The organism is Microbulbifer magnicolonia (assembly GCF_035117725.1).
Taxonomy (GTDB): Bacteria; Pseudomonadota; Gammaproteobacteria; order Pseudomonadales; family Cellvibrionaceae; genus Microbulbifer; species Microbulbifer magnicolonia.
Genome location: NZ_JAYEFD010000005.1, coordinates 129082 through 153304, shown reverse-complemented (window position 1 = coordinate 153304; position 24223 = coordinate 129082). Strand labels below are relative to the sequence as shown.

At 61.4% G+C, this 24223-nt stretch carries 26 protein-coding genes, 1 tRNA gene and 1 pseudogene; 9 read left to right on the top strand and 19 right to left on the bottom strand.

Annotated elements, in window-relative coordinates:
* Window positions 1–429 (top strand): hypothetical protein (locus tag RRF64_RS17865; RefSeq protein WP_323847289.1); only part of this gene is annotated, 429 nt, incomplete at its 5' end.
* Here the strand turns inward: RRF64_RS17865 and RRF64_RS17860 are convergent.
* The 12 genes from RRF64_RS17860 to RRF64_RS17805 form a co-directional block, all read right to left on the bottom strand.
* A tRNA-Ser gene (locus RRF64_RS17860) sits at window positions 421–510 on the bottom strand. The genes RRF64_RS17865 and RRF64_RS17860 overlap by 9 nt on opposite strands.
* 301 nt (window positions 511–811) lie before the next feature.
* Window positions 812–1006, bottom strand: a complete 195-nt coding sequence (gene csrA / locus RRF64_RS17855) for a carbon storage regulator CsrA (RefSeq protein WP_091391203.1) — start codon at window positions 1004–1006, stop codon at window positions 812–814.
* Window positions 1007–1219: 213 nt separating this feature from the next.
* Window positions 1220–2467 (bottom strand): aspartate kinase, encoded by a 1248-nt coding sequence (locus RRF64_RS17850; protein WP_323847288.1) that lies wholly within the window; start codon window positions 2465–2467, stop codon window positions 1220–1222.
* A 135-nt stretch (window positions 2468–2602) separates the two neighbouring features.
* Window positions 2603–5248, bottom strand: a complete 2646-nt coding sequence (gene alaS, locus RRF64_RS17845; RefSeq protein WP_323847287.1) for an alanine--tRNA ligase — start codon at window positions 5246–5248, stop codon at window positions 2603–2605.
* Window positions 5249–5447: 199 nt separating this feature from the next.
* On the bottom strand, window positions 5448–5810 hold the full coding sequence (locus RRF64_RS17840; protein WP_323847286.1) for a histidine triad nucleotide-binding protein: 363 nt from the start codon (window positions 5808–5810) through the stop codon (window positions 5448–5450).
* A gap of 4 nt (window positions 5811–5814) precedes the next feature.
* Entirely contained in the window at window positions 5815–6000 is a 186-nt protein-coding gene (locus RRF64_RS17835; protein WP_323847285.1) for a Trm112 family protein, read from the bottom strand.
* Between the two features lie 123 nt (window positions 6001–6123).
* Window positions 6124–6963, bottom strand: coding sequence for an alpha/beta hydrolase (locus RRF64_RS17830; protein WP_323847284.1), 840 nt, complete (start codon window positions 6961–6963; stop codon window positions 6124–6126).
* 80 nt (window positions 6964–7043) lie between these two features.
* Window positions 7044–8060 carry a class I fructose-bisphosphate aldolase gene (locus RRF64_RS17825; protein ID WP_323847283.1) on the bottom strand — a complete coding sequence of 339 codons (1017 nt, stop codon included), beginning with the start codon at window positions 8058–8060 and terminating at the stop codon, window positions 7044–7046.
* A 48-nt stretch (window positions 8061–8108) separates the two neighbouring features.
* Window positions 8109–9599 (bottom strand): glycerol kinase GlpK, encoded by a 1491-nt coding sequence (glpK, locus tag RRF64_RS17820; RefSeq protein WP_323847282.1) that lies wholly within the window; start codon window positions 9597–9599, stop codon window positions 8109–8111.
* A 110-nt stretch (window positions 9600–9709) separates the two neighbouring features.
* Window positions 9710–10225 carry a regulatory protein RecX gene (locus RRF64_RS17815; protein ID WP_323847281.1) on the bottom strand — a complete coding sequence of 172 codons (516 nt, stop codon included), beginning with the start codon at window positions 10223–10225 and terminating at the stop codon, window positions 9710–9712.
* Window positions 10226–11275: a recombinase RecA gene (gene recA / locus RRF64_RS17810; RefSeq protein WP_323847280.1), complete on the bottom strand. Its 1050-nt coding sequence runs from the start codon at window positions 11273–11275 to the stop codon at window positions 10226–10228.
* 286 nt (window positions 11276–11561) lie between these two features.
* The gene (locus RRF64_RS17805; RefSeq protein ID WP_323847279.1) at window positions 11562–12080 is read right to left on the bottom strand and encodes a CinA family protein; all 519 of its coding nucleotides are present in this window, start codon (window positions 12078–12080) and stop codon (window positions 11562–11564) included.
* 94 nt (window positions 12081–12174) lie between these two features.
* Here RRF64_RS17805 and mutS point away from each other — a divergent pair, with 94 nt between their 5' ends.
* The 4 genes from mutS to RRF64_RS17785 all read left to right on the top strand — a co-directional run bounded on the left by mutS (window position 12175) and on the right by RRF64_RS17785 (window position 16466).
* On the top strand, window positions 12175–14805 hold the full coding sequence (mutS, locus tag RRF64_RS17800) for a DNA mismatch repair protein MutS (RefSeq protein WP_323847278.1): 2631 nt from the start codon (window positions 12175–12177) through the stop codon (window positions 14803–14805).
* A 209-nt stretch (window positions 14806–15014) separates the two neighbouring features.
* Window positions 15015–15338 carry a ferredoxin FdxA gene (fdxA, locus tag RRF64_RS17795; RefSeq protein ID WP_323847277.1) on the top strand — a complete coding sequence of 108 codons (324 nt, stop codon included), beginning with the start codon at window positions 15015–15017 and terminating at the stop codon, window positions 15336–15338.
* A gap of 95 nt (window positions 15339–15433) precedes the next feature.
* Complete coding sequence (locus RRF64_RS17790; RefSeq protein WP_323847276.1) at window positions 15434–16108, top strand: polysaccharide deacetylase family protein; 675 nt, start codon at window positions 15434–15436, stop codon at window positions 16106–16108.
* A gap of 190 nt (window positions 16109–16298) precedes the next feature.
* On the top strand, window positions 16299–16466 hold the full coding sequence (locus tag RRF64_RS17785) for a DUF1328 domain-containing protein (protein WP_323847275.1): 168 nt from the start codon (window positions 16299–16301) through the stop codon (window positions 16464–16466).
* A gap of 107 nt (window positions 16467–16573) precedes the next feature.
* Here RRF64_RS17785 and RRF64_RS17780 read toward each other — a convergent pair whose 3' ends face one another.
* Complete coding sequence (locus RRF64_RS17780; RefSeq protein ID WP_323847274.1) at window positions 16574–17113, bottom strand: carboxymuconolactone decarboxylase family protein; 540 nt, start codon at window positions 17111–17113, stop codon at window positions 16574–16576.
* A gap of 88 nt (window positions 17114–17201) precedes the next feature.
* On the opposite strand from RRF64_RS17780, the gene dinB reads away from it, so the two are divergent.
* From dinB to RRF64_RS17760, 4 genes are all read left to right on the top strand, one after another.
* The gene (gene dinB / locus RRF64_RS17775; RefSeq protein WP_323847273.1) at window positions 17202–18284 is read left to right on the top strand and encodes a DNA polymerase IV; all 1083 of its coding nucleotides are present in this window, start codon (window positions 17202–17204) and stop codon (window positions 18282–18284) included.
* Between the two features lie 129 nt (window positions 18285–18413).
* Window positions 18414–18707, top strand: coding sequence for a DUF6116 family protein (locus RRF64_RS17770; RefSeq protein ID WP_323847272.1), 294 nt, complete (start codon window positions 18414–18416; stop codon window positions 18705–18707).
* Window positions 18708–18805: 98 nt separating this feature from the next.
* Window positions 18806–19342: an RNA polymerase sigma factor gene (locus tag RRF64_RS17765; protein WP_323847271.1), complete on the top strand. Its 537-nt coding sequence runs from the start codon at window positions 18806–18808 to the stop codon at window positions 19340–19342.
* Window positions 19339–19782 carry a hypothetical protein gene (locus tag RRF64_RS17760; RefSeq protein WP_323847270.1) on the top strand — a complete coding sequence of 148 codons (444 nt, stop codon included), beginning with the start codon at window positions 19339–19341 and terminating at the stop codon, window positions 19780–19782. The genes RRF64_RS17765 and RRF64_RS17760 overlap by 4 nt, the downstream gene beginning before the upstream one ends.
* A gap of 54 nt (window positions 19783–19836) precedes the next feature.
* Here the strand turns inward: RRF64_RS17760 and RRF64_RS17755 are convergent, their stop codons facing one another.
* The 6 genes and pseudogenes from RRF64_RS17755 to RRF64_RS17730 all read right to left on the bottom strand — a co-directional run bounded on the left by RRF64_RS17755 (window position 19837) and on the right by RRF64_RS17730 (window position 24169).
* The gene (locus tag RRF64_RS17755) at window positions 19837–20814 is read right to left on the bottom strand and encodes an NADPH:quinone oxidoreductase family protein (RefSeq protein ID WP_323847269.1); all 978 of its coding nucleotides are present in this window, start codon (window positions 20812–20814) and stop codon (window positions 19837–19839) included.
* 106 nt (window positions 20815–20920) lie between these two features.
* Window positions 20921–21055, bottom strand: a pseudogene (locus tag RRF64_RS17750) (acetyl-CoA C-acyltransferase); the annotation flags it as partial.
* Window positions 21056–21152: 97 nt separating this feature from the next.
* Complete coding sequence (locus tag RRF64_RS17745) at window positions 21153–22076, bottom strand: SDR family NAD(P)-dependent oxidoreductase (protein ID WP_323847268.1); 924 nt, start codon at window positions 22074–22076, stop codon at window positions 21153–21155.
* Between the two features lie 34 nt (window positions 22077–22110).
* Entirely contained in the window at window positions 22111–22569 is a 459-nt protein-coding gene (locus RRF64_RS17740; protein WP_323847267.1) for a MaoC family dehydratase, read from the bottom strand.
* A gap of 47 nt (window positions 22570–22616) precedes the next feature.
* Window positions 22617–23390 (bottom strand): SDR family NAD(P)-dependent oxidoreductase, encoded by a 774-nt coding sequence (locus RRF64_RS17735; RefSeq protein ID WP_323847266.1) that lies wholly within the window; start codon window positions 23388–23390, stop codon window positions 22617–22619.
* A gap of 2 nt (window positions 23391–23392) precedes the next feature.
* Window positions 23393–24169, bottom strand: a complete 777-nt coding sequence (locus RRF64_RS17730) for an SDR family oxidoreductase (protein WP_323847265.1) — start codon at window positions 24167–24169, stop codon at window positions 23393–23395.
* Window positions 24170–24223: the final 54 nt, after the last annotated feature.

Sequence of the window (24223 nt, the reverse complement as noted above, 5' to 3'; positions counted from 1 at the left end):
AACCGCGGGACGCGTATTCTACACATCCACTCTGCTGAAGCAAGTGCTTTTTGCAGACTTTTTCGAGGCTTCCGGTGCGACTCGAAAGCCTTCCGGACCCTCCGGATCACCGCTTCCGGCGACCCTCGAAGTGGCGCGCATTATAGCGACCGCTTCGACCTTGGCAAGCTCTTTTTTGAAGAGCTTTTCGCTTTCAAAAACACCTTTAAAAAGGCCTTTTTGGAAGCGGCGAATCCGTTGCCGGCTTCGCTCAAGGTGGCGCGCATTATAGCGAGCCTCTTCCTCCCCGCAAGCACTTTCTCAACTATTTTTGAGAGCCACTTGCGAGGCAGTTTGCAGAGTGGTCTTCCCGGCTCCGCGACCCGGAACCGATCGCCCCGAGTCAAAAAAAACACCCTCTCGAGAGAGGGCGTTTTTAGATGGCGGTGAGAGAGGGATTCGAACCCTCGATGAGTGTTAACCCATACGCCCTTAGCAGGGGCGCGCCTTCAGCCACTCGGCCATCTCACCTTGTAATCCTCTTGCCCCGCAGAGCTGATAACCAGCACCGGGAGCGACCTCACCTGGAGGTCTTGAGCCAGCGGACACATATTGGGTGACCGCTGAAAGTGGACGGCATCATACCAACGGCGAGACAAAAATCAATGGGGAATCAATAACTTTTTGACACTCGGCGGGCCGACAGCACACTTATTAAGCAATCCAAATGTGGCGGAGCGGCTGCCCTCGGCAGCAGGGAGAAATACCGGCTCCCCCGAGCCCCAAACAAAAAAGGCCGGGTTATCCCGGCCTTTTCTTTCAGTAAGCGCGACTACTCGTTGCCGCCCTCCTCCGAGGACTGCTTTTCGCGCTGGATACGCTGGTAGATCTCTTCGCGGTGTACGGCCACCTCTTTCGGCGCATTCACCCCGATGCGCACCTGATTGCCTTTTACCCCCAGCACGGTAACCGTCACATTGTCACCAACCATCAGCGTTTCGCCAATCCGGCGGGTTAAAATCAACATTACCTACTTCTCCTTGATCATCCTGTGATAGAGCGCAGCGGGATGCTCCCTGGGGCTGCGCTTATGGTCATCATAACCGGATGGCGGTGCAAAAGGTCAAAGTCTGCCCATCACACTATTGAGTATTGACCAGTCAATCAAAATCTCAACAGGTTGGACTCTACGCCAAATGACCGAATTGCTATGGAAGGCTCTTCCCCGCCTTAATTCTGGTTATAGTTTCTCTTTCGCTTCCCTCGGTTCCGAAAGCTCAAACTCGCTGTGCAGCGCCCGCACCGCCAGTTCCAGATATCGCTCGTCGATAATCACCGAGATCTTGATCTCGGAAGTGGTGATCATCTGGATATTGATATTGTCTTCACCCAGAGCGCTGAACATGCGGCTCGCCACATTGGCGTGAGAGCGCATACCCACCCCCACAATAGACACCTTGGCGATCTTGTCATCCGTGACCACCTCTCTGGCGCCCAGTTCCTCTGCCACCCGCTCCAGCACTTCCCGCGCCTTGCCCAGGTCGTTGCGGTGCACGGTGAAAGTGAAATCCGTGGTGCCATCGACAGAACTGATGTTCTGAACGATCACATCCACTTCGATATTCTCCGCGCCGATAGGCGCGAGGATACGGCAGGCGACGCCGGGGGTATCCGGCACCCCGCGAATGGTCAGTTTCGCTTCGTCGCGGTTAAAGGCAATGCCGGAAACGATTGGGTGTTCCATCTCGCTGTCTTCCTCATCCAGACTGATCAGTGTGCCCTCACCCTCTTCGAAGGTAGATAGCACGCGCAACGGCACCTTGTACTTGCCGGCAAACTCCACGGAGCGGATCTGCAACACTTTGGAGCCGAGGCTGGCCATTTCCAGCATCTCCTCGAAGGTGATGCGGTCCAGGCGACGCGCGCTGTCCACCACACGTGGGTCAGTGGTATAGACGCCATCCACATCGGTATAAATCTGGCACTCGGTGGCATTGAGCGCCGCCGCCAGTGCCACACCGGTGGTATCGGAGCCGCCGCGACCGAGGGTGGTGATATTGCCCTCTTCATCCACACCCTGGAAGCCGGCCACCACAATCACTTTGCCTGCGTCCAGATCCCTGCGCATACGCTCGACATCAATCCGCTGAATGCGCGCCTTGGTGTGCGCGTTGTCGGTGAGAATCTTGACCTGGCCACCGGTATAAGAGCAGGCGTCATAGCCGCGCTTCTTCAACGCCATGCTGAGTAGGGCGATGGTGACCTGCTCGCCTGTAGAGACCAGAACGTCCAGCTCGCGGGGATCCGGCTTTTCCTGGATTTGATAAGCGAGATCGATCAGGCGATTGGTCTCGCCGCTCATCGCGGACAACACCACCACCATCTCGTGCCCCTGGGCACGGAATGCAGCCACTTTATCGGCAACCGCTTCGATGCGCTCAATCGAGCCCACCGAAGTGCCACCATACTTCTGCACGAACAAACTCATAGGTTTCAGTGTTTCCTTACTACTGCCGTGTAATGCGCTCGCAGTACCAATTCGCGCAAGCCGCGCACTAAATCACCAAACTTTGGCGAAATCAACTTGACACCTGTCTCTTGGCGCCAACTTGGCCGAAATTAACTAGTTGAGATGCCCCTCAACCCAGGCCGGCACCTCTTTCAACATGGCCGGCAGTGCGGCCACATCAGTACCGCCACCCTGCGCCATATCCGGACGGCCGCCGCCCTTGCCTCCGAGCTTGCCAGCGGCAAACCGCATCAACTCACCGGCGGACACCCGACCGGTCAGATCCTTAGTCACCGCGGCCACCAGTGCGACCTTGTCTTCCGCGGGCGCCGCCAACAACACCACACCGCTGCCGAGCTTGTTCTTCATCTGGTCGGCCAGGTCGCGCAGGGACTTGGGATCGGCGCCGTCGATGGATACTGCCAGCAGTTTCAGGCCGGCCACTTCCACCGCCTGGCTGGAAAGGTCGCCGCCGGCGCCACTGGCCAGTTTGGTCTTCAGCTGCGCCAGTTCCTTCTCCAGTTTGCGGTTACTGGCGAGCAGCTGCTCGACCTTGTCCGCCAGGTTGTCCGGGCGCGTCTTGAGCAGGGTCGAAACATGCTCCAGTCGCTGCTGTGCCTGATCGAACAGTGCCAGTGCGTGGGCGCCAGTGACCGCCTCGATGCGCCGCTGGCCGGAGGCGATGCCGCTCTCGCCGACGATGCGCAGCAGGCCGATATCACCGGTGCGGTTGACGTGGGTGCCGCCGCAGAGTTCCACCGAGAAGGCGCTGCCATCGTCGATTTCTCCCATGGACAGTACGCGCACGCTATCGCCGTATTTCTCACCAAACAGGGCCATGGCGCCCTTTTGCTTGGCGGTTTCGATATCGGTTTCCTCGGTGTGCACCGGGGTATTGGCGCGGATCTGGGCGTTCACCAGCGATTCGATCGCGTGCAGCTGCTTGGCGGTAACCGCCTCCGGGTGGGAGAAGTCGAAGCGCAGGCGCTCGGAATCCACCAGGGAGCCCTTCTGCGTCACATGTTCGCCGAGCACCTTGCGCAGTGCGGCGTGCAGCAGGTGGGTGGCGGAGTGATTCAGCGCCGTCGCCTGGCGCACATCGGACGACACATCCGCACTGACCTTGTCGCCCACGGCGATGGCTCCGGCCAGCATCCTGCCCTCGTGCAGGTGGTGCGCACCCTGCTTGCTACAGTCGCGCACTTCGAAGCGGCTGCCGCCGGCGGGCAGAGCGCCCGCGGCTGGAGCGCAAGCGACTGACAAATAACCGCTGTCGCCGACCTGGCCACCGGACTCAGCATAGAAAGGCGTGCGATCCAGGACCACGGCACCCTCTTCGCCCTCTTCCAGGCGCGCCACCTGCTCGCCGCCCTTGATGATCGCGACGACGGTGCCTTCGGCCTCGGTAGTGTCATAGCCGAGAAACTCGGTGGCCCCCTCCAGCTCCAGGGCACCCGTATAGTCCTGTTTGAACTTGCCGGCGGCGCGCGCGCGGCTCCGCTGGGCTTCCATCGCCGCCTCATAGCCCGCCATATCCAGCGACAGGCCGCGCTCGCGGGCGATGTCCTGGGTCAGGTCGGTGGGGAAGCCGTAGGTGTCATGCAGGGTGAACACCAGTTCGCCGGGAATCTCGCTGCCCTCGAGGGACGAGAGTGCGTCTTCCAGCAGGGCCAGGCCCTTGTCCAGGGTCTTGGCGAACTGCTCTTCCTCCTTGCGCAGGGCGTTTTCGATGATCGTCTGTTTCTCGCGCAGCTCCGGATAGGCGTCGCCCATCTGCTCCGCCAGCGCCTCGACCAGCTTATAGAAGAAAATCTCCTGGTGCCCCAGCTTGTGGCCGTGGCGCACGGCGCGGCGAATGATACGGCGCAGCACGAAACCGCGCCCCTCATTGGAGGGCATGACGCCGTCGGCAATCAGGAAAGAGCAGGAACGGATGTGGTCGGCAATCACGCGCAGGGATTTCTCCTCCAGGTCGCCGCAGCCGACGATCCCGGCGGCGGCCTTCAGCAGCGCCTGGAACAGGTCGATCTCGTAATTGGAGTGCACCCCCTGCATCACTGCGGCGATGCGCTCCAGGCCCATGCCGGTATCCACTGACGGTTTGGGCAGCGGGTGCAGCTCGCCGTCGGCGGTGCGTTCGAACTGCATGAACACCAGGTTCCAGATCTCGATATAGCGGTCCAGATCGTCGTTGTCGGAACCGGGCGGGCCGCCGGGCACGTCCGGGCCGTGATCGTAGAAAATCTCCGAACTGGGTCCGCAGGGGCCGGTGTCGCCCATCTGCCAGAAATTGTCTTCATCCAGACGCGAGAAGCGCTCGGCACTGACCCCCACTTCCTTCAGCCAGATATCCGCCGCCTCGTCGTCGCTGATATGTACGGTTACCCAGAGGCGCTCCTGCGGCAGTTCGAGTACCTTGGTCAGGAATTCCCAGGCGAACTGGATAGCCTCGCGCTTGAAGTAGTCGCCGAAGCTGAAATTGCCCAGCATCTCGAAAAAAGTGTGATGACGGGCCGTATAGCCGACGTTTTCCAGGTCGTTGTGCTTGCCGCCGGCACGCACGCAGCGCTGGGAGCTGGCCGCGCGGACATAGGGGCGCTGCTCCTGGCCGAGAAAAGCGTCCTTGAACTGCACCATGCCGGCATTGGTGAACAGCAGGGTCGGGTCGTTGCCCGGTACCAGGGAGCTCGAGGGCACGACTGTGTGCCCCTGCTCGGCAAAGTATTTCAGAAAGGCGTCGCGTATCTGTGCGCTTTTCATCCGGCGTAATTCCACTTCGTTAGTCAATTTCAATTGGTTAATACTATTGGTAGTGCAGGCAGCCAGCTTCAAGTTGCCATCCATGGCGAGGCTATGCGTGTTCGATCAGGCTCCGGCCCCGCCAGTCCGGCCGCTCCATGCATTCGCGGCGCCTTCGGCCCCTGGCGGGTCGCCTGCCCGCGCACAAAGCTGTGCTTTGTCAGCGCGCGGCCAGGCCCTGCTCCGGCATTTCCTTCTGCGCCAGCAGGTGAATATGCAGGTGAAACACCGTCTGCCCCGCACTGCGGCCGTTGTTGACCACCAGGCGAAAGCCCTCGAGACCCAGCTTCCGGCCCAGTTCCGCCGCCACCCACATCAGGTGGCCAAGCAGCGGCTTGTCCTCCGTGTCCGCGTCGGACAGATTGAGCAGCGGCTTGCGCGGGATAATGAGCAGATGGGTCGGGGCCTGCGGGGAGCGGTCCGGGATGACGATGCACTGATCGTCCTCGTAGATGCGCTCGACCGGAATCTCTCCGGAGATGATCCTGCTGAAGACGCTGGGTTCAGGCGACGACTCGGGCATAGGACTACTTTTCCAGCTTTTCTTCGGTCGTCAGCTGGCGCGCCTCTGACTCCAGCATGACCGGGATGCCATCGCGCACCGGATAGGCCAGGCCGCTGGCCTTGCACACCAGCTCCTGGGTGTCCTCCCGGTACTCGAGCGGCGCCTTGCTTACCGGGCACACCAACAGGCTCAGCAACTTCTTATCCATGTTCCACCCCACAAAACCCCACAGCCCCGTGGCTGCGGGTCAAAAATGACCGCGTATAGTACAACGGTTGGTGGGGTTTTTCACCGTATCCGCGGCAGCTTCTGCGGTTTTGTCATGCCGCCGTCAGCTGAGCGCGGCCGCTTCCGGCATGCGCAGAAACGACTGGAGGTGTCGCACCAGGAGTTCGCGGGCACGGGCGCCTTCCTCCACCTCGTTGAACACCTCGTGGAAGGCCTGCGGGAAGACTTGCAACTGCTTGGCGCCGCTGCCGAGGCGATCGAACCAAACGCGGCTGGCGGCCGCGTCGACCAGCCGGTCTCCACCGGGCAGCAGCATCAGGCAGGGTACGCGGATCTGCTCCAGGCGCGTATAGAGGTGTTCCCGCTCGCGCAGGAAAGAATCGAACCACTGCAGCGACACACGCCCGTGCACCAGCTCATCGGCGCGGTAGGCGGCCACCACCGCATCGTCGCGACTGATCCAGCGGATATTCAGCCGGTTGGGGAGAGTCAGCCGCGGCACCAGCTTCACCAGCCGCTGCAGCAACCACAACTCCAAACCCCGCGGCTCTTTGCAGCCGCGAAACCCGGGCGCCGACAGGATAAGGCTATCGATAGCATCAAACCGAATGGCGCAGCCACAGGCGATGACACCCCCCATACTGTGGCCCAGCAGGTGCAGGCCGGTCTCCGGGTTATCCCGCCTGACCAGCCGGATAAACTGATGCAGGTCCTCACTATAGAGGGCGAAGTCATCGATATGGCCGCGCTTGCCGTCGGACTGACCGTGACCGTAGTGGTCCAGCGCGTAGACGCTGAAACCCGACTGATTCAGGTAGCGGGCCAGCTCGCGGTAGCGGCCGCTGTGCTCGCCGAGCCCATGGGAAATAACCACGACTCCCAACGCTTTCTCGACCCACCAGCGTCGGTAGTGGAGGCGGATTCCACGCGTGACAAATTCCATTACTCTCTCCTCATCAGTTTATTGTTATTGTTGTCTGCCGAAGTTTTGGGCCTGGTAATGCTTATTGCCGGGCTAATATCTCATTCCCGCTCCAGGCCGTCCCGATACTCCCCCAGCATCGCCAGGTGATTCAGCCGTGCCCGCTTCAGGAGGGCCTGCTGCGCGGCGGACCCATTTTCCGGCTTGCCTTGCCAGGCCTTGAGGGCCGGTTCCTGCAGAGCGCGACCGTAGGAAAAGCTCAGCTGCCAGGGTGCCTGCCACAACTGATTGAGCGCATTCAGATTGACCGTGGCCTCTTCCGGCCCCTGCCCGCCAGACAGGAAATTGATACTGGGTACGGCCGCCGGCACTGCGCGGCGCAAGCTGCGCACGGTGTATTCAGCCACTTGCTCCGGCGGTGCCTTGGCGCAATCCTTGCCCGGCGTCACCATGCTGGGCTTCAGGATCATCAATTCCAGCACCACGCCGTGCCGATGCAGGGCGCGGAAGACTTCATGCCACACCTGCTCATTCACTTCCGCATCGCGCTCGATACTGTGGTCGCCGTCCATCAGCACTTCCGGCTCCACGATCGGCACCACGCCGACCGACTGGCACACCGCCGCGTAGCGGGCGAGCATTTCCGCGTTGGCGGTCAATCCCAGCCGGGTCGGGTTATGCGCACTGACCGGATAGACTTCGCGCCACTTGGCAAAGCGTGCACCCTGCGCCTTGTAGCCGGCCAGACGCTCGGCGAGGCCGTCGAGGCCGTAGGTGATCATATCGCCGGGGCTGCCGGCCAGCGGACCCTTGCCCTTGTCCACCTTGATACCGGGGACGATCTTCTGCGCCGCCGCCACCTGCGGCAGCGGCGTCCCCTTCTCGTTCACCTGCCCCAGGGTTTCCTCGAACAGGATCACCCCGCTGACAAACTCGCCGAGCCCCTCAGTGGACAGCAGCGTCGAGCGGTAGAAGCGCCGGTTTTCCTCTGTCGATTCCACGCCAATCGCATCGAACCGCTTGGCGATGGTGCCACTGCTCTCATCTGCCGCCAGTATGCCGCGGCGGCCGTCCACCATATCGTCGATGGTGCTCTGCAATTCGTCATTCACGGACATGGTTTCGCCTCCATTCCTTTCCCTGGTTTAGAGAATAGGCGGCTGAGCTCAGAATGCGCGGCAGGCGGCAACAGCTCTGTGCCAGCCGCTGAGCAGCTGCTCCCGCTCCTGCTCGGCCATTTTCGGCAAAAAATCCCGCTCTATCTCCAACAGGCGCGCCGGCAGATCGTCGGCGCGCCAGATGCCGGCGCCGATACCTGCGAGCAGCGCAGCCCCCACGGCGGTGGATTCAATCTGCTTCGGGCGCTCCACGCGCAGCGCGGAGATATCGGCCTGGAACTGCATCAGGAAATTATTGGCGCTGGCGCCGCCGTCCACGCGCATGTGGCTGATCGGCAGCTCCAGGGCCTCGCGCATCAACTGCGCCAGCTCCTCGCTCTGGTAGGCAATGGACTCCAGGGTGGCGCGTACCAGTTCTGCACGGCCGGCGCCGCGACTCAGGCCGCATATAGTGCCGCGGGCCGATGGATCCCAGTGCGGCGCACCCAGGCCGCTAAACGCCGGCACCATGTATACGCCGCGGGTATTCGGCACGCTCTGCGCAATCATTTCGGTTTCTGCCGCCTCCCGGATCAGCCCCATCTCGTCCCGCAGCCACTGCACCGCCGAGCCGGCGGTAAATACGGCGCCCTCCACCGCATAGGCGGGACGGCCGGAGGCATCGCAGGCGATAGTCGCCAATAGTCCTCTCGGCAGCTGCGGCCGTTCCGCACCGGCAAAGGCCAGCATAAAACAGCCGGTGCCGTAGGTATTCTTGACCTCGCCCGGGCGGGTGCAGCCCTGGCCGAACAGTGACGCCTGCTGGTCGCCGGCCACGCCGCAGATTGGCACTTCGGCGCCAAGGAATGCCTCCGGATCGGTGACCGCGAAGTGGCCGGCGGAGGGCAGGATTTCAGGTAGCAGGCCCGAAACCTGGGGTTCGGGGCAGCCGAACAGCGCCAGCAGTTCCGGATCCCAGCTTTGCTGCTCGAGGTTGTACAGCAGTGTACGGCTGGCGTTAGTGTGATCAGTCAGGTGGGCGCGGCCGCCACTCATATTCCAGATCAGCCAGCTGTCCACCGTGCCGAAGCAGAGCTCGCCGGCGCGGGCGCGGTCCAGCAGCTCGGGCTGGTTGCGAAATAACCACTGCAACTTGCTGGCGGAGAAATAGGCATCCAGCACCAGGCCGGTCCTCTCGCGCAACCACTCGGCCTTGCCGGCCCGCGCGAGTTCCGCGCAGATGTCCGCTGAGCGACGGCACTGCCACACGATGGCCGGGCACACCGGTGCGCCGGTCTGCCGGTCCCAGAGGAGGGTGGTCTCCCGCTGGTTGGTGATGCCCACTGCGGTCAGCTCGGAGGCACGGATGCCGGCGCGCTCCAGAGCGGCCGCGCAGACACGCAGGGTCACCTGCCAGATTTCTTCGGCACGCTGCTCGACCCAGCCAGGCTTGGGGTAGTAATTGGGGAGTTCGGAGTAGCTGCGGCCTATCAGGGCGCCGCTGGTATCGAAGACGAAGGCGGTGGTGCCGGTGGTGCCCTGGTCGATAGACAGGATCATAGGGGCTTCTCGCGCTTATTATTGTTCCCTCATCATCCTGTAGGAGCGGCCCATGGCCGCGATCGGTGTTCGGGGCTATCCGAAAATCTGATCGCGGCCATGGGCCGCTCCTACAGATCCTGATCAGAGTATAAGTCGCTTTCCTTCACGTCCAGCGCCCAGTTAATGGCATCGGCGGGAAAACCGCGATAGGCGAGATAGCGACTGCGCCGCGCGCGCTCCTTGAGCTGCTGTGCCCGCGGCAGTGCAGCACTGACGGGTGTGCGAAACTTGCGCTGCATCTGCTCGGCAGCCAGCGTATACCAGTCGGCCTCGAGCTGTTCCAGCGCGCTGGCAATCAGGTCATTGCCGATGCCGCGCTGCTGCAGCTCACGGCGAATGCGCAAGGGACCCTGACCGCGCTGGACGCGCGAGCGGGCGAAGACTTCGGCGAAGCGCCGGTCAGACTGGTAGTTGAGTTCCTGTAAACGCGCGAAAAGCGCCTCGAAATCGGCACTGGGGAATTTGTCCGCGAGCTTCTGCCTCAATTCGAGGCGGGAGTGCTCGCGGCGGGAGAGCAGCTCAAGCGCCGCGCCGAACAGCGCCTGAGCCGAATCCGTGGTAAAGGAAAGGCCCGAGGGAGACACTTACTCTTCCGGCTCTTCCACGGCCTCTGCGGATTTGACTGCCGACTTGGCTGCCGGCGCCATATCGCCCAACATCTGCGCGCGCAGCTGAGCCTCGATCTCGTCGCGGATTTCCGTGTTCTCCTTCAGGAACTTGACCGCATTGGCCTTGCCCTGGCCGATCTTGTCGCCCTTGTAGCTGTACCAGGCGCCGGCCTTGTCGACCAGACCCAGCTTGACGCCGTAGTCGACGATCTCGCCCAGCAGGTTGATGCCCTCGCCGTACATGATCTGGAACTCGGTCTGCTTGAACGGCGGCGCCACCTTATTCTTGACCACCTTCACGCGGGTCTCGTTGCCGACCACCTCATCGCCCTCTTTCACCGAACCGATACGGCGGATATCCAGGCGCACGGAGGAGTAGAACTTGAGCGCGTTACCGCCGGTAGTGGTCTCCGGTGAGCCGAACATCACGCCGATCTTCATGCGGATCTGGTTGATGAAGATACACAGGGTGTTGGTGTTCTTGATGTTGCCGGTCAGCTTGCGCAGGGCCTGGGACATCAGGCGCGCCTGCAGGCCCACGTGGGAGTCGCCCATCTCGCCCTCGATCTCGGCGCGCGGGGTCAGGGCCGCCACCGAGTCGATCACCAGCACGTCCACGGCGCCGGAGCGCACCAGCATATCGGCCACTTCCAGGGCCTGCTCGCCGGTATCCGGCTGGGACACGATCAGCTCGTCGACGTTCACGCCGAGCTTCTCGGCATAGATCGGATCCAGCGCGTGTTCGGCGTCGACGAAGGCACAGGTGCCGCCCTTGCGCTGGGCTTCGGCAATGACCTGCAGGGTCAGGGTGGTTTTACCGGAGGATTCCGGACCGTAGATCTCGACAATACGGCCGCGCGGCAGACCGCCGATACCGAGGGCCACGTCCAGCCCCAGGGAACCGGTGGAGATCGCGGGAATACGCTCGCGCCCCTTTTCCCCCATGCGCATTACCGTACCCTTGCCGAACTGGCGCTCGATCTGCGAAAGCGCCGCCTGCAGTGCCTTGTCTTTGTTGGAATCCATGACCCTACCCGTGTGTTTGAGCGTTGTAAGTTGGGGGCAAGCTTAGCGAAGGATTACTGTATAAGCAACCAGTGATTTGAGATTGGGATGGGGGATAACCACCTTGTGGAAGCCAGCCCGGCTAACGAAACGAACCCCACTGGCAACGCCGGCCCAATCGCCTGCAGGGCAGGCTCCCACAACAGCGTCGAGGCCACTGGAGCATTGTGGGAGCCGGTCCCGCCGGTATCAGGACGCTGCCGGCAACACCAACCCGATCGCCTGCAGGGCAGGCTCCCACAGCGCGTCAGGGTACGGGGTGGGCCCGCACCAGCTCCAGTATCCCCTTCAATGCCTCCGCCACCGTCTGCCGCTGAACCGCCGCGCGGTCGCCGCCGAAGTGGAAGCGCTTGGCATCGATATCCACGGGCTCCTGCCCCTCCGAATGTGCCCAGGCGATCCAGACAGTGCCCACCGGCTTCTCCTCGGTGCCGCCGTCCGGGCCGGCGATACCGCTGACCGCCACCGCCACATTGGCGTCCATCAGCGCCAGCGCGCCGCTGGCCATCTGCCGCGCCACCTGCTCGCTCACTGCGCCAAATGTCTCCAGGTCCTCTCCCGACACCCTCAACATGTCGCGCTTGATACGGTTCGCGTAGCTGACCACAGAACCCTCGAACCAGTTTGACGCGCCGGGCACCGAGGTGATCGCCGCGGCTATACCACCGCCGGTACAGGACTCCGCGGCCGTGACATGCCAGCCGCGCTTTTCCAGCTCTTCGCCGAGCGACTGTGCCAATTGAAAAATCTCCGAGTTTTCAGTCATCTATTTAATCTCTGCCAGTGGACTCGCTAGAATAGCGCCTTGGCGACACCACCATCAAAACACACACGAACAAGTCAGAAGAAGTAGCCCCTCCATGCCGCAAGCCGCGACCGCCGACAGCAACAACTCCCAGGCCCAGCACACCCCGATGATGCAGCAGTACCTCCGCATCAAGGCCCAACACCCACAGGAGCTGGTGTTCTATCGCATGGGCGACTTTTACGAACTGTTCTACGACGACGCCAGGAAGGCGGCGGAGCTGCTCGATGTGACCCTGACCGCCCGCGGCAAGTCCGGCGGCCAGCCCATCCCGATGGCGGGCATTCCCTACCACGCCGCCGAAGGCTACCTGGCGCGCCTGATCAAGGCCGGTGTTTCTGTGGCCATCTGCGAGCAGATCGGCGATCCGGCCACCAGCAAGGGGCCGGTGGAACGCCAGGTGGTCCGCATCGTCACACCGGGCACGGTAACCGACGAGGCGCTGCTGAACGAGCGCCGCGACAATTTGCTGGCGGCCACCGCGCTGCTCGATGATACATTCGGCCTGGCCCTGCTGGACCTGGCCACCGGCCGCTTCGTGGTGCAGGAAGTGGACAGCCTCGAAGCCCTGGCGGAACAGGTGCAGCGCCACAGTCCCGCGGAACTGCTGGCGCCGGAGGACCTGAGCCTGCCCGCCGAGATCGAGCGCCGCCCCGGCCTGCGCCGCCGCGCGCCCTGGGAGTTCGAACGGGAAACCGCGCTGCGCCTGCTGAACCAGCAGTTCGGCACGCTCAATCTGGAGGCCTTCGGCTGCAGTCATATGCACGCGGCGGTGGTCGCGGCCGGCTGTCTGCTCCAGTACGCCCGCGACACCCAGCGCACCGAACTGCCCCATATCCGCAGCCTGCAGACGGAGAGCAGCGACGACACCGTCGCCCTCGACGGCGCCAGCCGCCGCAACCTGGAGATCGACCAGAACCTGAACGGCGGCGACCAGCACACCCTGCTGTCGGTGTTCGACAGCTGCAAGACGGCCATGGGCAGTCGCCTGCTGCGCCGCTGGCTCAACAACCCGCTGCGCCAGCTCACCACATTGAACAGCCGCCAGGGCGCCGTCGCCACCTTGATCGACGGATACCTGTTCGAGCCGCTGCGCGAGGCGCTCAAACCGGTGGGCGATATGGAGCGCATACTCGGCCGTCTGGCACTGCGCTCCGCCCGCCCCCGCGACCTGGCGCGGCTGGGCCAGTCGCTGGCGCAGTTCCCGCAGATCCAGCAACAGCTGGCGGGAACAGACGCAGCCCTGCTGCAGGCGCTGACGCGGGAGATCGGCGAATGGCCGGAGACCGTCGAACTGCTGGAGCGCGCGCTGGTGGAGAACCCGCCGGTGGTGATCCGCGAAGGCGGCGTGATTGCGACGGGTTATGACAGCGAGCTGGATGAGCTGCGCGCCATCAGCGAGAACGCCGGCGACTATCTGGTGCAGCTGGAGATCCGCGAGAAGGAGCGCACCGGCATCCCGACCCTGAAGGTGGGTTACAACCGCGTACACGGCTACTTTATCGAGATCAGCCGCGGCCAGAGCGACAAGGCCCCAGCGGACTATATCCGGCGCCAGACGCTGAAAAACGCCGAGCGCTTCATCACCCCGGAACTGAAAGAATTCGAGGACAAGGCGCTGTCCGCCAAGAGCCGCGCCTTGGCGCGGGAAAAGGCCCTGTACGAGGAACTGATCGACCAGCTGAACCAGTCCCTCGCAGAGCTGCAGACAGCGGCGGCCGGGGTATCGCAACTGGACGTGTTGGCCTGCCTGGCCGAGCGCGCCGACAACCTGCGCCTGTGTCGCCCCGAACTCGGCACCGGGCCCGGCCTGCATATCAATGCAGGCCGCCACCCGGTGGTAGAACAGGTACTGGACGAACCCTTCGTCGCCAACGATATCGAACTGCGCGACGACCGCCGCATGCTGGTGATTACCGGCCCGAACATGGGCGGTAAATCCACCTATATGCGGCAGACCGCGCTGATCGCCCTGCTCGCCCACGTGGGCAGCTATGTGCCGGCGGACTCGGCCAGGATCGGCCTGCTGGACCGAATCTTTACCCGTATCGGCAGCGCCGACGATCTGGCCGGCGGCCGCTCCACTTTTATGGTGGAGATGACCGAGACGGCCAACATATTGCGCAACGCCAGCGAACACAGCCTGGTGCTGATGGACGAGATAGGTCGCGGCACCAGCACCTACGACGGCCTGTCCCTGGCCTGGGCCTGCGCCCACTACCTCGCCGACAAGGTGCGCGCCTTCACGCTGTTCGCCACCCACTACTTCGAGCTCACCGATCTGCCGAACCAATGTCCCGAGGCGGCCAATATCCATCTGGACGCCACCGAGCACGGCGACACTATCGTCTTCCTGCACCGCATCCAGGAGGGCCCGGCATCGAAGAGTTATGGATTACAGGTGGCCAAGCTGGCGGGAATTCCCGGCGACGTGCTGGTCGAGGCGCGGGTGCGCCTGCAGGCACTCGAGGGCGGCGACAGGCCGGTTTTCGATCGCGCTGAGGAGCTGGCACCATCGGCGCACGCGGTCAAGCTGCAGCCTCCGGCGCCCGCCTCACCCCAGCAGGTGGACCTGTTCGGTGCTCCGAGCCACCCGGCTGTTGATGCGCTGGAGGAGCTGGATCCGGACGATCTGACGCCGCGGCAGGCATTGGAGAAGCTGTACGCGCTGCGGAAGTTGCTCTGACTCCCGCGGTGCGCACGGCGCACCCTACTGGCTCCGAGGTAGGGTGCGCCGCGCGCACCCTACTCCGATCACGGCCTTGGGCCGCGGCTGCGACGCTCCCGGCGGTTATAAGCACCCAACCAATTCGACTCAAAACTCACTACAATTCGCGCCAGTAATTGCTAAAATCCGCTGCTTCACCGAAGCAGCAGGACTATCGAGGGACAAGCATGACATTCGTAATTGGGGAAAATTGCATCAAGTGCAAATACACCGACTGTGTGGAAGTTTGCCCGGTGGACTGCTTCTATGAAGGCCCCAACTTCCTCGTGATCCACCCGGACGAGTGTATCGACTGCGCCCTGTGTGAACCCGAATGCCCGGCCAACGCCATCTACTCCGAAGACGAGGTGCCGGAGGACCAGCAGGAATTTATCGAACTGAATGCGGAACTGGCGGAAATCTGGCCCAATATCACCGAGAAAAAAGAACCGCTGCCGGACGCCGAAGAATGGGATGGCAAAAAAGGCAAGCTGGACCTGCTTGAGCGCTGACCGATTCATTGAGTAAAAAGCCGTCACTGACGGCTTTTTTATTGCCGACTCGGGCATGCCCGCCCACGGGATAAAGAACAGTTCACCAGACCCCCATGAAAATCCTTCGCATTCTGCTGCGCCGCACCCTGGCTATCGCCCTGCTCAGTGTGCCCACCGAAGTACTGCCTGGCGAAGACAGAAAAATAGCCCTGACCTTCAGTGACAATTCGGTGCCAGGCACTTCCGAGACACTGCTCGACGAGCTGGACAGACTGCAGATCAAGGCAACCTATTGTCCCGACGACGAGCAGAAGCGCGTCCAACAGCCGTCGCGGGCAATCGCCGACGCCGCCCGCGGTGCCGTCAAAAAGGGCGACGCCCCCCTCGGCCTGGTCGAGTTGGCGACACCCCAAGGCCGGGAGGTCATTGCCGGTGCCGCCCGCATCCTGCGCGAACTGCATTGCGATGACCTGACGCTGGTCCACTCTTCTTTCAGCTTGCCGCCGCTCCCGGGGACGCAGGTTGGTGCGGGTATGCCGGCGGAGGAAGGGATTCTGCCACCTGACGTCGACACGGCGATGGATGATCCTCAGGCCATCGCCGACTATTTGACGGAAAATGCCTTCCCCGGAGCCATAGTGCTGTTGCAGCCTGTGAATGGCCAGCGGCGGCAGGCCGCGAACGCCCTGCCGCTGATCCGAGAACGACTGCACGCCGAGGGCTACCGGTTCGTCACCCTGTCGGAACTGATTGAAGAGGATAGCGCCGGGACGGCCGGCGATGGATAAATGGCGAAAGTGGCCCCTGGCAACTGCTGGCGATTAATTCCCCTACGCCAGCGGCAAAAAAGTGGCAAACACTGCAAAGTAACCCTATAAATTAGAACGATTGGCTCCGCCCGTCGGTTGGCGGCGTCGGCCATTGGTGACCGGGCCAGCAGCGCCCGGTTTTTTCCCTGATGCCACAGGAGACAACACCATGTTGCGCTGGGCCATTATCTTCTTAGTCATCGCCATAATCGCCGCATTCTTCGGGTTCGGCGGCATCGCGGGAACAGCGACAGAAATCGCCAAGATCCTGTTCTTCGTGTTTCTCGTGCTGTTTGTGCTGGCACTGATTTTCGGCAAACTCCGCCCCCCAAAGTAGCCGGCCCTGCATGCGCTGAGCATTCCGTTCACAATCAGAACTGGCGGCCATAGCCGCCAGTTCTGATTTCCCGCAAAATCCAGGCTAGCCGTTACAACCTGGGTACGTCATTCCTCCCGGTCTCTCTGCGGATCCAGTCCGAGTATATCGGCCGTATGGTTAAAGCCCGCCACCAGCTCGCTTACCCCGAGGGCCTCGACGATTTCATCATCCCGCGCTCCCAGTTTGCGCGCCGCCGCAATCAGGCGTTCGCCGTGGTCATCGGGGGACGAATTGGCGTGACGGGCCAGGTCGAACAATGCCTGCTCCTTGGCCGAGAAGTGAATATGCTTCGGGTCGACACGGATTCGCATCACCTCTTTGGGATCCACACCCAAGTTCTGCAGGGTGACGCTGTGGTGGTAGATGCCGTAGTCGCAGTGATTGTCCGCCGAAATCACCAGTCCCATACCCTCCTTGAGCTGTGGCGACAGGCAGCCGTGGATCATCAGCGCCTTGAACTTGTGCCAGTTGGCCTCCAACAGCGCCACGTGCTGGGCATAGGCGCGGAACAGGCTCGGGACTGCCCCTAGTTGATCCTTGATCTCGGCGAAGAGCTGCAGGGCCCGATCTTCTGCCGGAGTATCCACCAGTGGAATACGGCTCATAATTTACCTACCTGACCTGTTTCCAGCGATTTCCGCATCCCTCGACAATGGCTATCCGCAAGACCGGGATACTGTATATAATCCCAGCATGAGAAAGATCATCCACTGCGATTGCGACTGCTTCTACGCGTCGGTCGAAATGCGCGACGACCCGAACCTGCGTGGCCGTCCGCTGGCAGTGGGTGGCGCCAGCGACCGGCGCGGGGTTATCTCGACCTGCAACTATGAGGCGCGCAGCTATGGCGTGCGCTCCGCCATGCCGACTGCCCAGGCGAAAAAACTCTGCCCTGATCTGATTGTAGTACCCGGAAACATGAAAAAATATCGAGAGGTCAGCCAGCAGATCCGCGATATTTTCCTGGAATACAGCGAGACAATAGAACCCCTGTCCCTGGACGAAGCCTACCTGGATGTCAGCGACAGCGGCCGCTGCCACGGCAGTGCGACGCTGATCGCCGAAGAGATACGGCGCCGGGTGCGCGAGAGTCTCGGCATTACCATTTCCGCCGGCGTGGCGCCGAACAAGTTCCTGGCCAAGATCGCCAGCGACTGGCGCAAGCCCGATGGCCTCACGGTGATCACGCCGGATGCCGTCGACCAGTTCGTGTTGCGGTTGCCGGTGGCGAAGATTCACGGTGTCGGGCGTGTCACGGCGGAAAAGATGCACCGTCAGGGCATCCATACCTGCGCCGACCTGCGCCGCTTTTCCCAGATTGAACTGATTCAGGCCTACGGCAAGTTCGGCCGCCGACTCTTTGAACTGTGTCGCGGCGTTGACGAGCGACCGGTCGACAGCGAGGGTTCCCGCAAAAGTGTCAGTGTTGAACACACTTTCAGCGAGGACCTCTGCACGCTGGACGAATGGCGGGAACAGCTCACAACCCTGTATATGCGCCTGCTCGAGCGGCTCGAGAATCTGGATCCGCGCTACCAGATCAGCGGCGCTACGGTAAAGGTGAAATACGCCGATTTTTCGATCAGCACCCAGGAGCGGGCCAGTCAGGCGGGCCGCATCTCGGAGTTCAGACAACTGCTACAGCAATGTTGGGACAGACGACCAGCCCCAATCCGCCTGCTGGGCGTAGGCGTGAAACTCAGGGATTTGCGCGCCGAGCTGGGCCCGGAACAACTGCCCCTGCCGCTGCCGGAGTGGAAGCGCCTGTCCGCTTAGCATCGGACACCCCCAAGAAACCCTTCTGTACTTGCTAGTCAGCAAATCTGGCGTCGCCCCATACCCATATTCCGGAGCCGGGTGTAGCCGCCGTCTATAATCCCCAAACCGACGGCGAAGAGCGGGCCGATGAAAAGAGTGCTGCCCAGTGCCCTTGTTGGCTGGTTCCTGAATTACGCTAAGAAACTGGAACACCCGCAGCTGTTCAAGTGGATCTGCGCGATATTTCTTGTGGATCTGTTTATCCCGGACCTGCTGCCGTTTGTCGACGAGCTTCTTCTGGGAATGGCCACTCTCTATCTGGGAAGTAGAAAAAAGAGACGTTCTGACAGTCACCATCAGCAGTCTAACGAAAAGTTTGCTGGCAGAGGTAAAGGCGAACGGGTTAAGGACAGCCCAGACGCCGAGAATCGCGGTGAATAGCCGCACCGCGAATTAGATCAAAATATTAACAGTTCAAATAATGCTCGCTGTGTTCAGCCGTTCGAACCTGTATCACCCCCGCATGGAGGCGCGACGTTTTGTCACCCAACGACTTTCAGCACCTGAGCGACGAGGCACTGCTCGATTTTTATCACGCTACGCGGAATATCAACGCATTCCGCCAGCTGTATCAGCGCCACAAGGACGTCCTCTATCGCTACTGCTCTCAGATGAACTTCGCCGGTGCTAGTGGTGTACTGCAGGCGCTGTGGAACAACCTGCTCGAACAGCCGCCGGAACTATCGGGCCGTCAGCTCCGCAGCTGGCTATTCATTCAAGTGAACAGGCTGTTGCGCAATTGTGCCTCCCAGGACCCGGACGCCCAACAACAGCTGGCCGACCCGGAAAACAGAGTGCTCGCGGGCATCCAGCGGCTGTCCCGTATTGAACGCAATATCTTACTGCTGTACACGGACTGTCAGTTGCCGCTGGCCACGGTGGCGGACATCGAAAAAATATCGCTCAAGAAGTGCAGAGAGTACTACCGTACTGGCAAGGAAAAGCTGGAAGAATTTTTATATGGACCGCAAAGACAACCCTGGCGCATTGCGGAAGTCGAAGAGGTAAGCGTATGAGCGTTCTGGAGCATCAGTATCGGGAAGCGGTAGCGGGAATCACTTCCCCGGGATCTCTCGATGAAAAAATCCTGCAATATGCCCGGCAATTCAAACCAGCAAGATCGGACAACCTCTGGCTTTCCAAGGCCGCAAGCAGCGGTGCCGCGGTAGCCATCGTAGTGCTGCTGATTCATCCCGCCCAGTATCTGGGTGCCCTGACCCCGAGCCTGCACCCCGCCGATGCATCTCGACAGAGACCACTGACCAACTGGCAGCAGGAGCCCACCCATCCCGCGCCGGCTGTCGATCCCTGGTTTCATCTGCGCAGCCAGGTGGAGGCCGGCAGCTACGTAGAACTCTGCCACGTGTGGCGCCGGCAGCAGCGCGGATCGGTTTCAGAAAAGCTGCCGCGAGACCTGGAAAGCAAGGCGCGCAAACACTGTCGGCTGCTGCCCTGAGCAAAGCGAGAAAACGGCCTCCATCGAGGCCATCGAATTTCGTATTGACCGACGCTAGCCCAGGGTCAATATCACCTTGCCGCGTGCGCGTCGCTCGGTAATCGCGGCAAACGCGGCTATGTACTCTTCAAACCGGTAGATTTCGGTCGTGAGCGGGTTCAGTTTACCTTCTTCCACCATCTGTAACAGCTCGGCAAAATTCTGCAAATTGGCCTCTGGGTCCCGCTGTGCCCAGCTGCCCCAGAAAATGCCCATGATATCCCCGGCTTTCAGCAGCGGCAGATTCAGTGGCAGTCGGGGAATATCCCCGGAGGCGAATCCGATCACTAGGTAGCGTCCGCTCCAGGCGATGGAGCGATAGGCTTCCTCGGTGTAATCCCCGCCCACCGGATCGAAGATTACATCGGCACCTCTACCCCCGGTGAGTTCCTTGATACGTTCCTTCAGGTTCTCTTGCGAATAGTTGATCAGTTCGTCCGCACCGACTTCCCTGCAAAACTGCAGTTTTTCCGCGGTAGAGGCACAGGCGATTACCCGGGCACCCAGCGCTTTACCCAGCTGAATTGCCGTCACCCCGACACCGCCGGCCGCGCCCAGTACCACCAGCGTTTCGCCGGCCTGGATGGCCGCGCGCTGCTTGAGTGCGTAGTAGGAGGTAGCGTAGGTAATGCAGAAGCCCGCCGCCTGTTCAAAACTGAGCTTGTCCGGCATGGGTACCAGCAGCTTTTCCTTCACATGGACCTGCTCGGCAAAGGCGGCCATACCGGGCATAGCGATCACCCGATCGCCAACCTTGAAGTGCTTGACGTTATCACCAACCGCACTGATAACTCCGGCGCATTCGCCACCGGGAATAAACGGCAGAGGCGGTTTTATCTGGTACTTGCCGGCAATCACCAGCGCATCGGGGAAATTAATCCCGGCAGCGCGAACATCGATGCGCACCTCGTCGCTTTTCAGCTCTGGCAGCGCCCTATCTCCGATAATGAGCAGCTCGGCCGAGCCATACTCGACACAAATCAACGCGCGCATAGTTTTCTCCAGATAAGTGTCATACCGTTTACTGATCGCCAACGAAATCCGAGCGCCGACCGTGGCCGCACCTTGTTATTTCTTTATAGTGAATCGGGAAGCGGTATTACACCACTTCAAACAGACCGGCCGCGCCCATACCACCGCCCACACACATGGTGACTACCGCATACCGGACACCCCGGCGTTTGCCTTCCAGCAGCGCGTGCCCGACCATGCGCGCACCGCGTGCGTCGCCAGGCTTGGCCCTTCCAGATTGTTGAAGGCACCGCGATAGGCCTTGCCGATCGGGGTGCGCGCGGTGGAGACAATAACGGCTTCTTTCATTTTTCCGCTCCTCATCCCAGCTCTACGTCCAGCGCCTTGGCCGCCTTCTGCACAAACTTGACGGTCTGGTTCAGGCCACCGATCAATTCCTGCTGCTGGCTGTCTTCGCTGATCACATCCAGGTTGGCCAGCACCATCTCTGGTGTCTGTTGTTCCGGTGGCAAGTAGATACCCTCGGTTTCCACAATACGCGCGCGTGCAAAGGCGCCGGCACCGGCACCGAGGATAAAGCGGTTGGGGGCATGCTCAGCGACCAGTGCCACCAGGCCAGCGGTGACCGATTCCGGCGTCATCAGATCCAAAATTTTCGGGTCCGGAATAATGTCTTCGGTCATACGCGTACGCGCGGTGGGCGACAGGCAATTCACCTTGATCCCATTCTTTTCACCCTCGAGACAGAGGGTGTTCATCAGGCCGACCAGTGCAGTTTTTGCCGCGCCGTAGTTCGACTGGCCGAAATTGCCGTAGAGACCGGAAGAGGAAGTGGTCATCACGATACGACCGTAATTCTGCGCGCGCATCAGATCCCACACCGCCTTGGTGCAGTTGACTGCGCCCATCAGGTGCACTTCGATCACCAATTTGAAATCATCCAGATCGGCCTTGGCGAAAGTCCTGTCGCGCAGAATGCCCGCGTTGTTGACCAGGATGTCGACGCGCCCCCAGAGCTCCACCGCCTGCTGCACCATGGCTTCCACTTGGGCGTAGTCGGTGACATTGGCACCGTTGGCGATCGCCTCGCCACCGAACGCCTCGATCTCCGCAACCACCTGTTCCGCGGCGGTCAGTGACGCACCGGAGCCGTCCCGCGCGCCGCCCAGATCGTTGACCAGCACCCTGGCACCGCGGCGCGCCAGTTCCAGTGCATGGGACCTGCCGAGACCGTTACCCGCCCCGGTGACAATCGCTACCTGGCCGTCGAATCGAATACTCATATCGCCTGCTCCCGTGTCTCTATTTACACAACAGTTACACAAACTGCATAAACAGCCATTCGGCGATCAGCGCCGGTTTCAGTTCGCCTTCTATTTCCATGGTCACTTCCAGCTTCAGCTGGTACTGGCCCAGGTTCTTTTCCCGAATGTCCAGAATTTTTGCCCGCACCCGCACCTTGCTGCCCACTTTGACCGGGTTGATAAATCGAACTCTGTCCAGACCGTAATTCACGCCCATCTGCACCCCCTCGATCCCCAGCTGTAACTGCTCGGCAAAATAGGACAGAAGCGACAGCGTCAGGAAACCGTGCGCAATGGTGCTGCCGAAAGGCGTGCGCCTGGCGGCGTCGGGATCCACGTGAATAAACTGGCGATCGAGGGTGCATTCGGCGAATACATCGATGCGATCCTGCTCAATGTTGAGCCAAGCGGTGGGTTCGGTCTCGAAGCCGATGAATTGCCGAATCTTGTCGCGGGGGATCAGTGTGGGCATGTCGAAATCCTGTTCTTATCTTCTGGCGAGGAGCCTTGGCTAGCCTGCTAGAAAGCGGAGAGACCGCCATCCACGGCCAGTGCCTGTCCGGTGACATAGGTCATTTTCGGTGAAAGCAGCATCAACATCGCAGCGATAACCTCCTCGGGCTGTCCGAGGCGCTTCATCGGGCAGCCGGAGGCGAGAAATGCCTGGAAGTCCTGCTGGCTGACGCCGGGAGATTCGATACCGGTCACCATGGGCGTCAGGGTAAAGAAGGGGCAGATCGCATTCACGCGCACGCCGTACTTGGCGTTCTCCACCGCCGCCGTCTTCGTCAAACCGATCACCGCGTGCTTGGCCGCCGCATAGGAGGCGATTTTCGGCGCGCCGCCGAGGCCCGCCATCGAGGATACATTGAGGATAGCCCCACCTTTGCCCTTCATCAGCGGCAGCTGGTGTTTCAGTCCGAACAGCACCCCCTTCAGATTGACGTTGTACTGGCGGTCCATCTCGGCCTCGGTGGTTTCCTCCACCGCCATCATCGGCGGTGCGATGCCCGCATTGTTGACGGCGATATCCAGCCCGCCGAACGCCATCTGCGCCAGCTCGGCCAGCGCCGCGCAGTCCGGTTCGGAGGACACATCGCAGCGCTGCGCGCGCACGTCAATCCCCGCGCCGCCCAGCTCGTCCGCCAGTGTCATCAGGTCCGCCTGGTTGATATCGCCGAGCACAAGCTTCGCGCCCCGCGCGCCCAGTTCGCGCGCCAACAGATTGCCGAAGCCACTGGACGCGCCGGTGATCAGTGCCACCTTGCCCCTGAAATCGAGAATCGGATCCATCGTTAGATACCCCCGCAGGAAGTCATACCACCATCCACGACCACGCACTCGCCGGTGGTATAGCTGGACGCATCGGAAACCAGATAGAGCACGGTACCGGCCATCTCCTCCGGCTCGGCATGGCGGTGCATCGGGATATGGCCGATCGCCGTGTTGTAGATTTCCTCGTGCGTGAACAGCGCACCGGCAAACCTGGTCTTGGTCAGACCCGGCAGCAGTGCGTTCACGCGGATATTGAACTGCGCGCACTCCTTGGCGAAGGCCTTTGTCATGTTGACCACCGCCGCCTTGGTGATCGAGTAGATGCCCTGGCCGACACCTGGCTGCAGTGCATTGATCGAGGCGGTATTGACGATGCAGCCGCCACCCTGCTCGCGCATCAGTTTGCCTGCCTCGACCGACATGAAGAAGTAACCGCGGATATTGACGTCGACGGTTTTCTGGAAAGCGCCCAGGTCGGTATCGAGGATGTGGCCGAAGTAGGGATTGGTCGCGGCGTTATTGACCAGGATATCCAGGCGGCCGTGCTTCTGGCGAATGTCCGCGAACGCGCGCTCTATCTCCTCCATACTGCCAATATGGCAGGGCAGCGCCTCGGCCTTGCCACCGGCATCGACAATCGCATCGGCGACCGCCTGGCAGCCCTCGATCTTGCGGCTGGAAACCAGCACATGGGCGCCCTGCTCCGCCAGCAGTTTGGCGATGGCTTCGCCGATGCCGCGGCTCGCGCCGGTAACCAGGGCGATTTTTCCAGTCAGGTCAAATAAATTGGTAGCCATAAAGATCCTCGAAATTCTTCTTCATTAATCGAAACCAAACTCGTAGGGTGCGCC

Bases quoted from the DNA above. Each gene is read 5' to 3' on its own strand.
- alaS (WP_323847287.1), bottom strand. From the start codon at position 5,248: ATGAAAAGCGCACAGATACGCGACGCCTTTCTGAAATACTTTGCCGAG.
- RRF64_RS17785 (WP_323847275.1), top strand. From the start codon at position 16,299: ATGTTGCGCTGGGCCATTATCTTCTTAGTCATCGCCATAATCGCCGCA.
- RRF64_RS17790 (WP_323847276.1), top strand. From the start codon at position 15,434: ATGAAAATCCTTCGCATTCTGCTGCGCCGCACCCTGGCTATCGCCCTG.
- glpK (WP_323847282.1), bottom strand. From the start codon at position 9,599: ATGATCCTGTCTATCGACCAGGGCACCACCGGCACCACCGCCTTCGTC.
- RRF64_RS17730 (WP_323847265.1), bottom strand. From the start codon at position 24,169: ATGGCTACCAATTTATTTGACCTGACTGGAAAAATCGCCCTGGTTACC.
- RRF64_RS17745 (WP_323847268.1), bottom strand. From the start codon at position 22,076: ATGAGTATTCGATTCGACGGCCAGGTAGCGATTGTCACCGGGGCGGGT.
- dinB (WP_323847273.1), top strand. From the start codon at position 17,202: ATGAGAAAGATCATCCACTGCGATTGCGACTGCTTCTACGCGTCGGTC.
- RRF64_RS17825 (WP_323847283.1), bottom strand. From the start codon at position 8,060: ATGTCCGTGAATGACGAATTGCAGAGCACCATCGACGATATGGTGGAC.
- RRF64_RS17740 (WP_323847267.1), bottom strand. From the start codon at position 22,569: ATGCCCACACTGATCCCCCGCGACAAGATTCGGCAATTCATCGGCTTC.
- csrA (WP_091391203.1), bottom strand. From the start codon at position 1,006: ATGTTGATTTTAACCCGCCGGATTGGCGAAACGCTGATGGTTGGTGAC.
- RRF64_RS17780 (WP_323847274.1), bottom strand. From the start codon at position 17,113: ATGAGCCGTATTCCACTGGTGGATACTCCGGCAGAAGATCGGGCCCTG.
- RRF64_RS17755 (WP_323847269.1), bottom strand. From the start codon at position 20,814: ATGCGCGCGTTGATTTGTGTCGAGTATGGCTCGGCCGAGCTGCTCATT.
- RRF64_RS17835 (WP_323847285.1), bottom strand. From the start codon at position 6,000: ATGGATAAGAAGTTGCTGAGCCTGTTGGTGTGCCCGGTAAGCAAGGCG.
- fdxA (WP_323847277.1), top strand. From the start codon at position 15,015: ATGACATTCGTAATTGGGGAAAATTGCATCAAGTGCAAATACACCGAC.
- RRF64_RS17735 (WP_323847266.1), bottom strand. From the start codon at position 23,390: ATGGATCCGATTCTCGATTTCAGGGGCAAGGTGGCACTGATCACCGGC.
- mutS (WP_323847278.1), top strand. From the start codon at position 12,175: ATGCCGCAAGCCGCGACCGCCGACAGCAACAACTCCCAGGCCCAGCAC.
- RRF64_RS17805 (WP_323847279.1), bottom strand. From the start codon at position 12,080: ATGACTGAAAACTCGGAGATTTTTCAATTGGCACAGTCGCTCGGCGAA.
- RRF64_RS17850 (WP_323847288.1), bottom strand. From the start codon at position 2,467: ATGAGTTTGTTCGTGCAGAAGTATGGTGGCACTTCGGTGGGCTCGATT.
- RRF64_RS17830 (WP_323847284.1), bottom strand. From the start codon at position 6,963: ATGGAATTTGTCACGCGTGGAATCCGCCTCCACTACCGACGCTGGTGG.
- RRF64_RS17770 (WP_323847272.1), top strand. From the start codon at position 18,414: ATGAAAAGAGTGCTGCCCAGTGCCCTTGTTGGCTGGTTCCTGAATTAC.
- RRF64_RS17760 (WP_323847270.1), top strand. From the start codon at position 19,339: ATGAGCGTTCTGGAGCATCAGTATCGGGAAGCGGTAGCGGGAATCACT.
- recA (WP_323847280.1), bottom strand. From the start codon at position 11,275: ATGGATTCCAACAAAGACAAGGCACTGCAGGCGGCGCTTTCGCAGATC.
- RRF64_RS17840 (WP_323847286.1), bottom strand. From the start codon at position 5,810: ATGCCCGAGTCGTCGCCTGAACCCAGCGTCTTCAGCAGGATCATCTCC.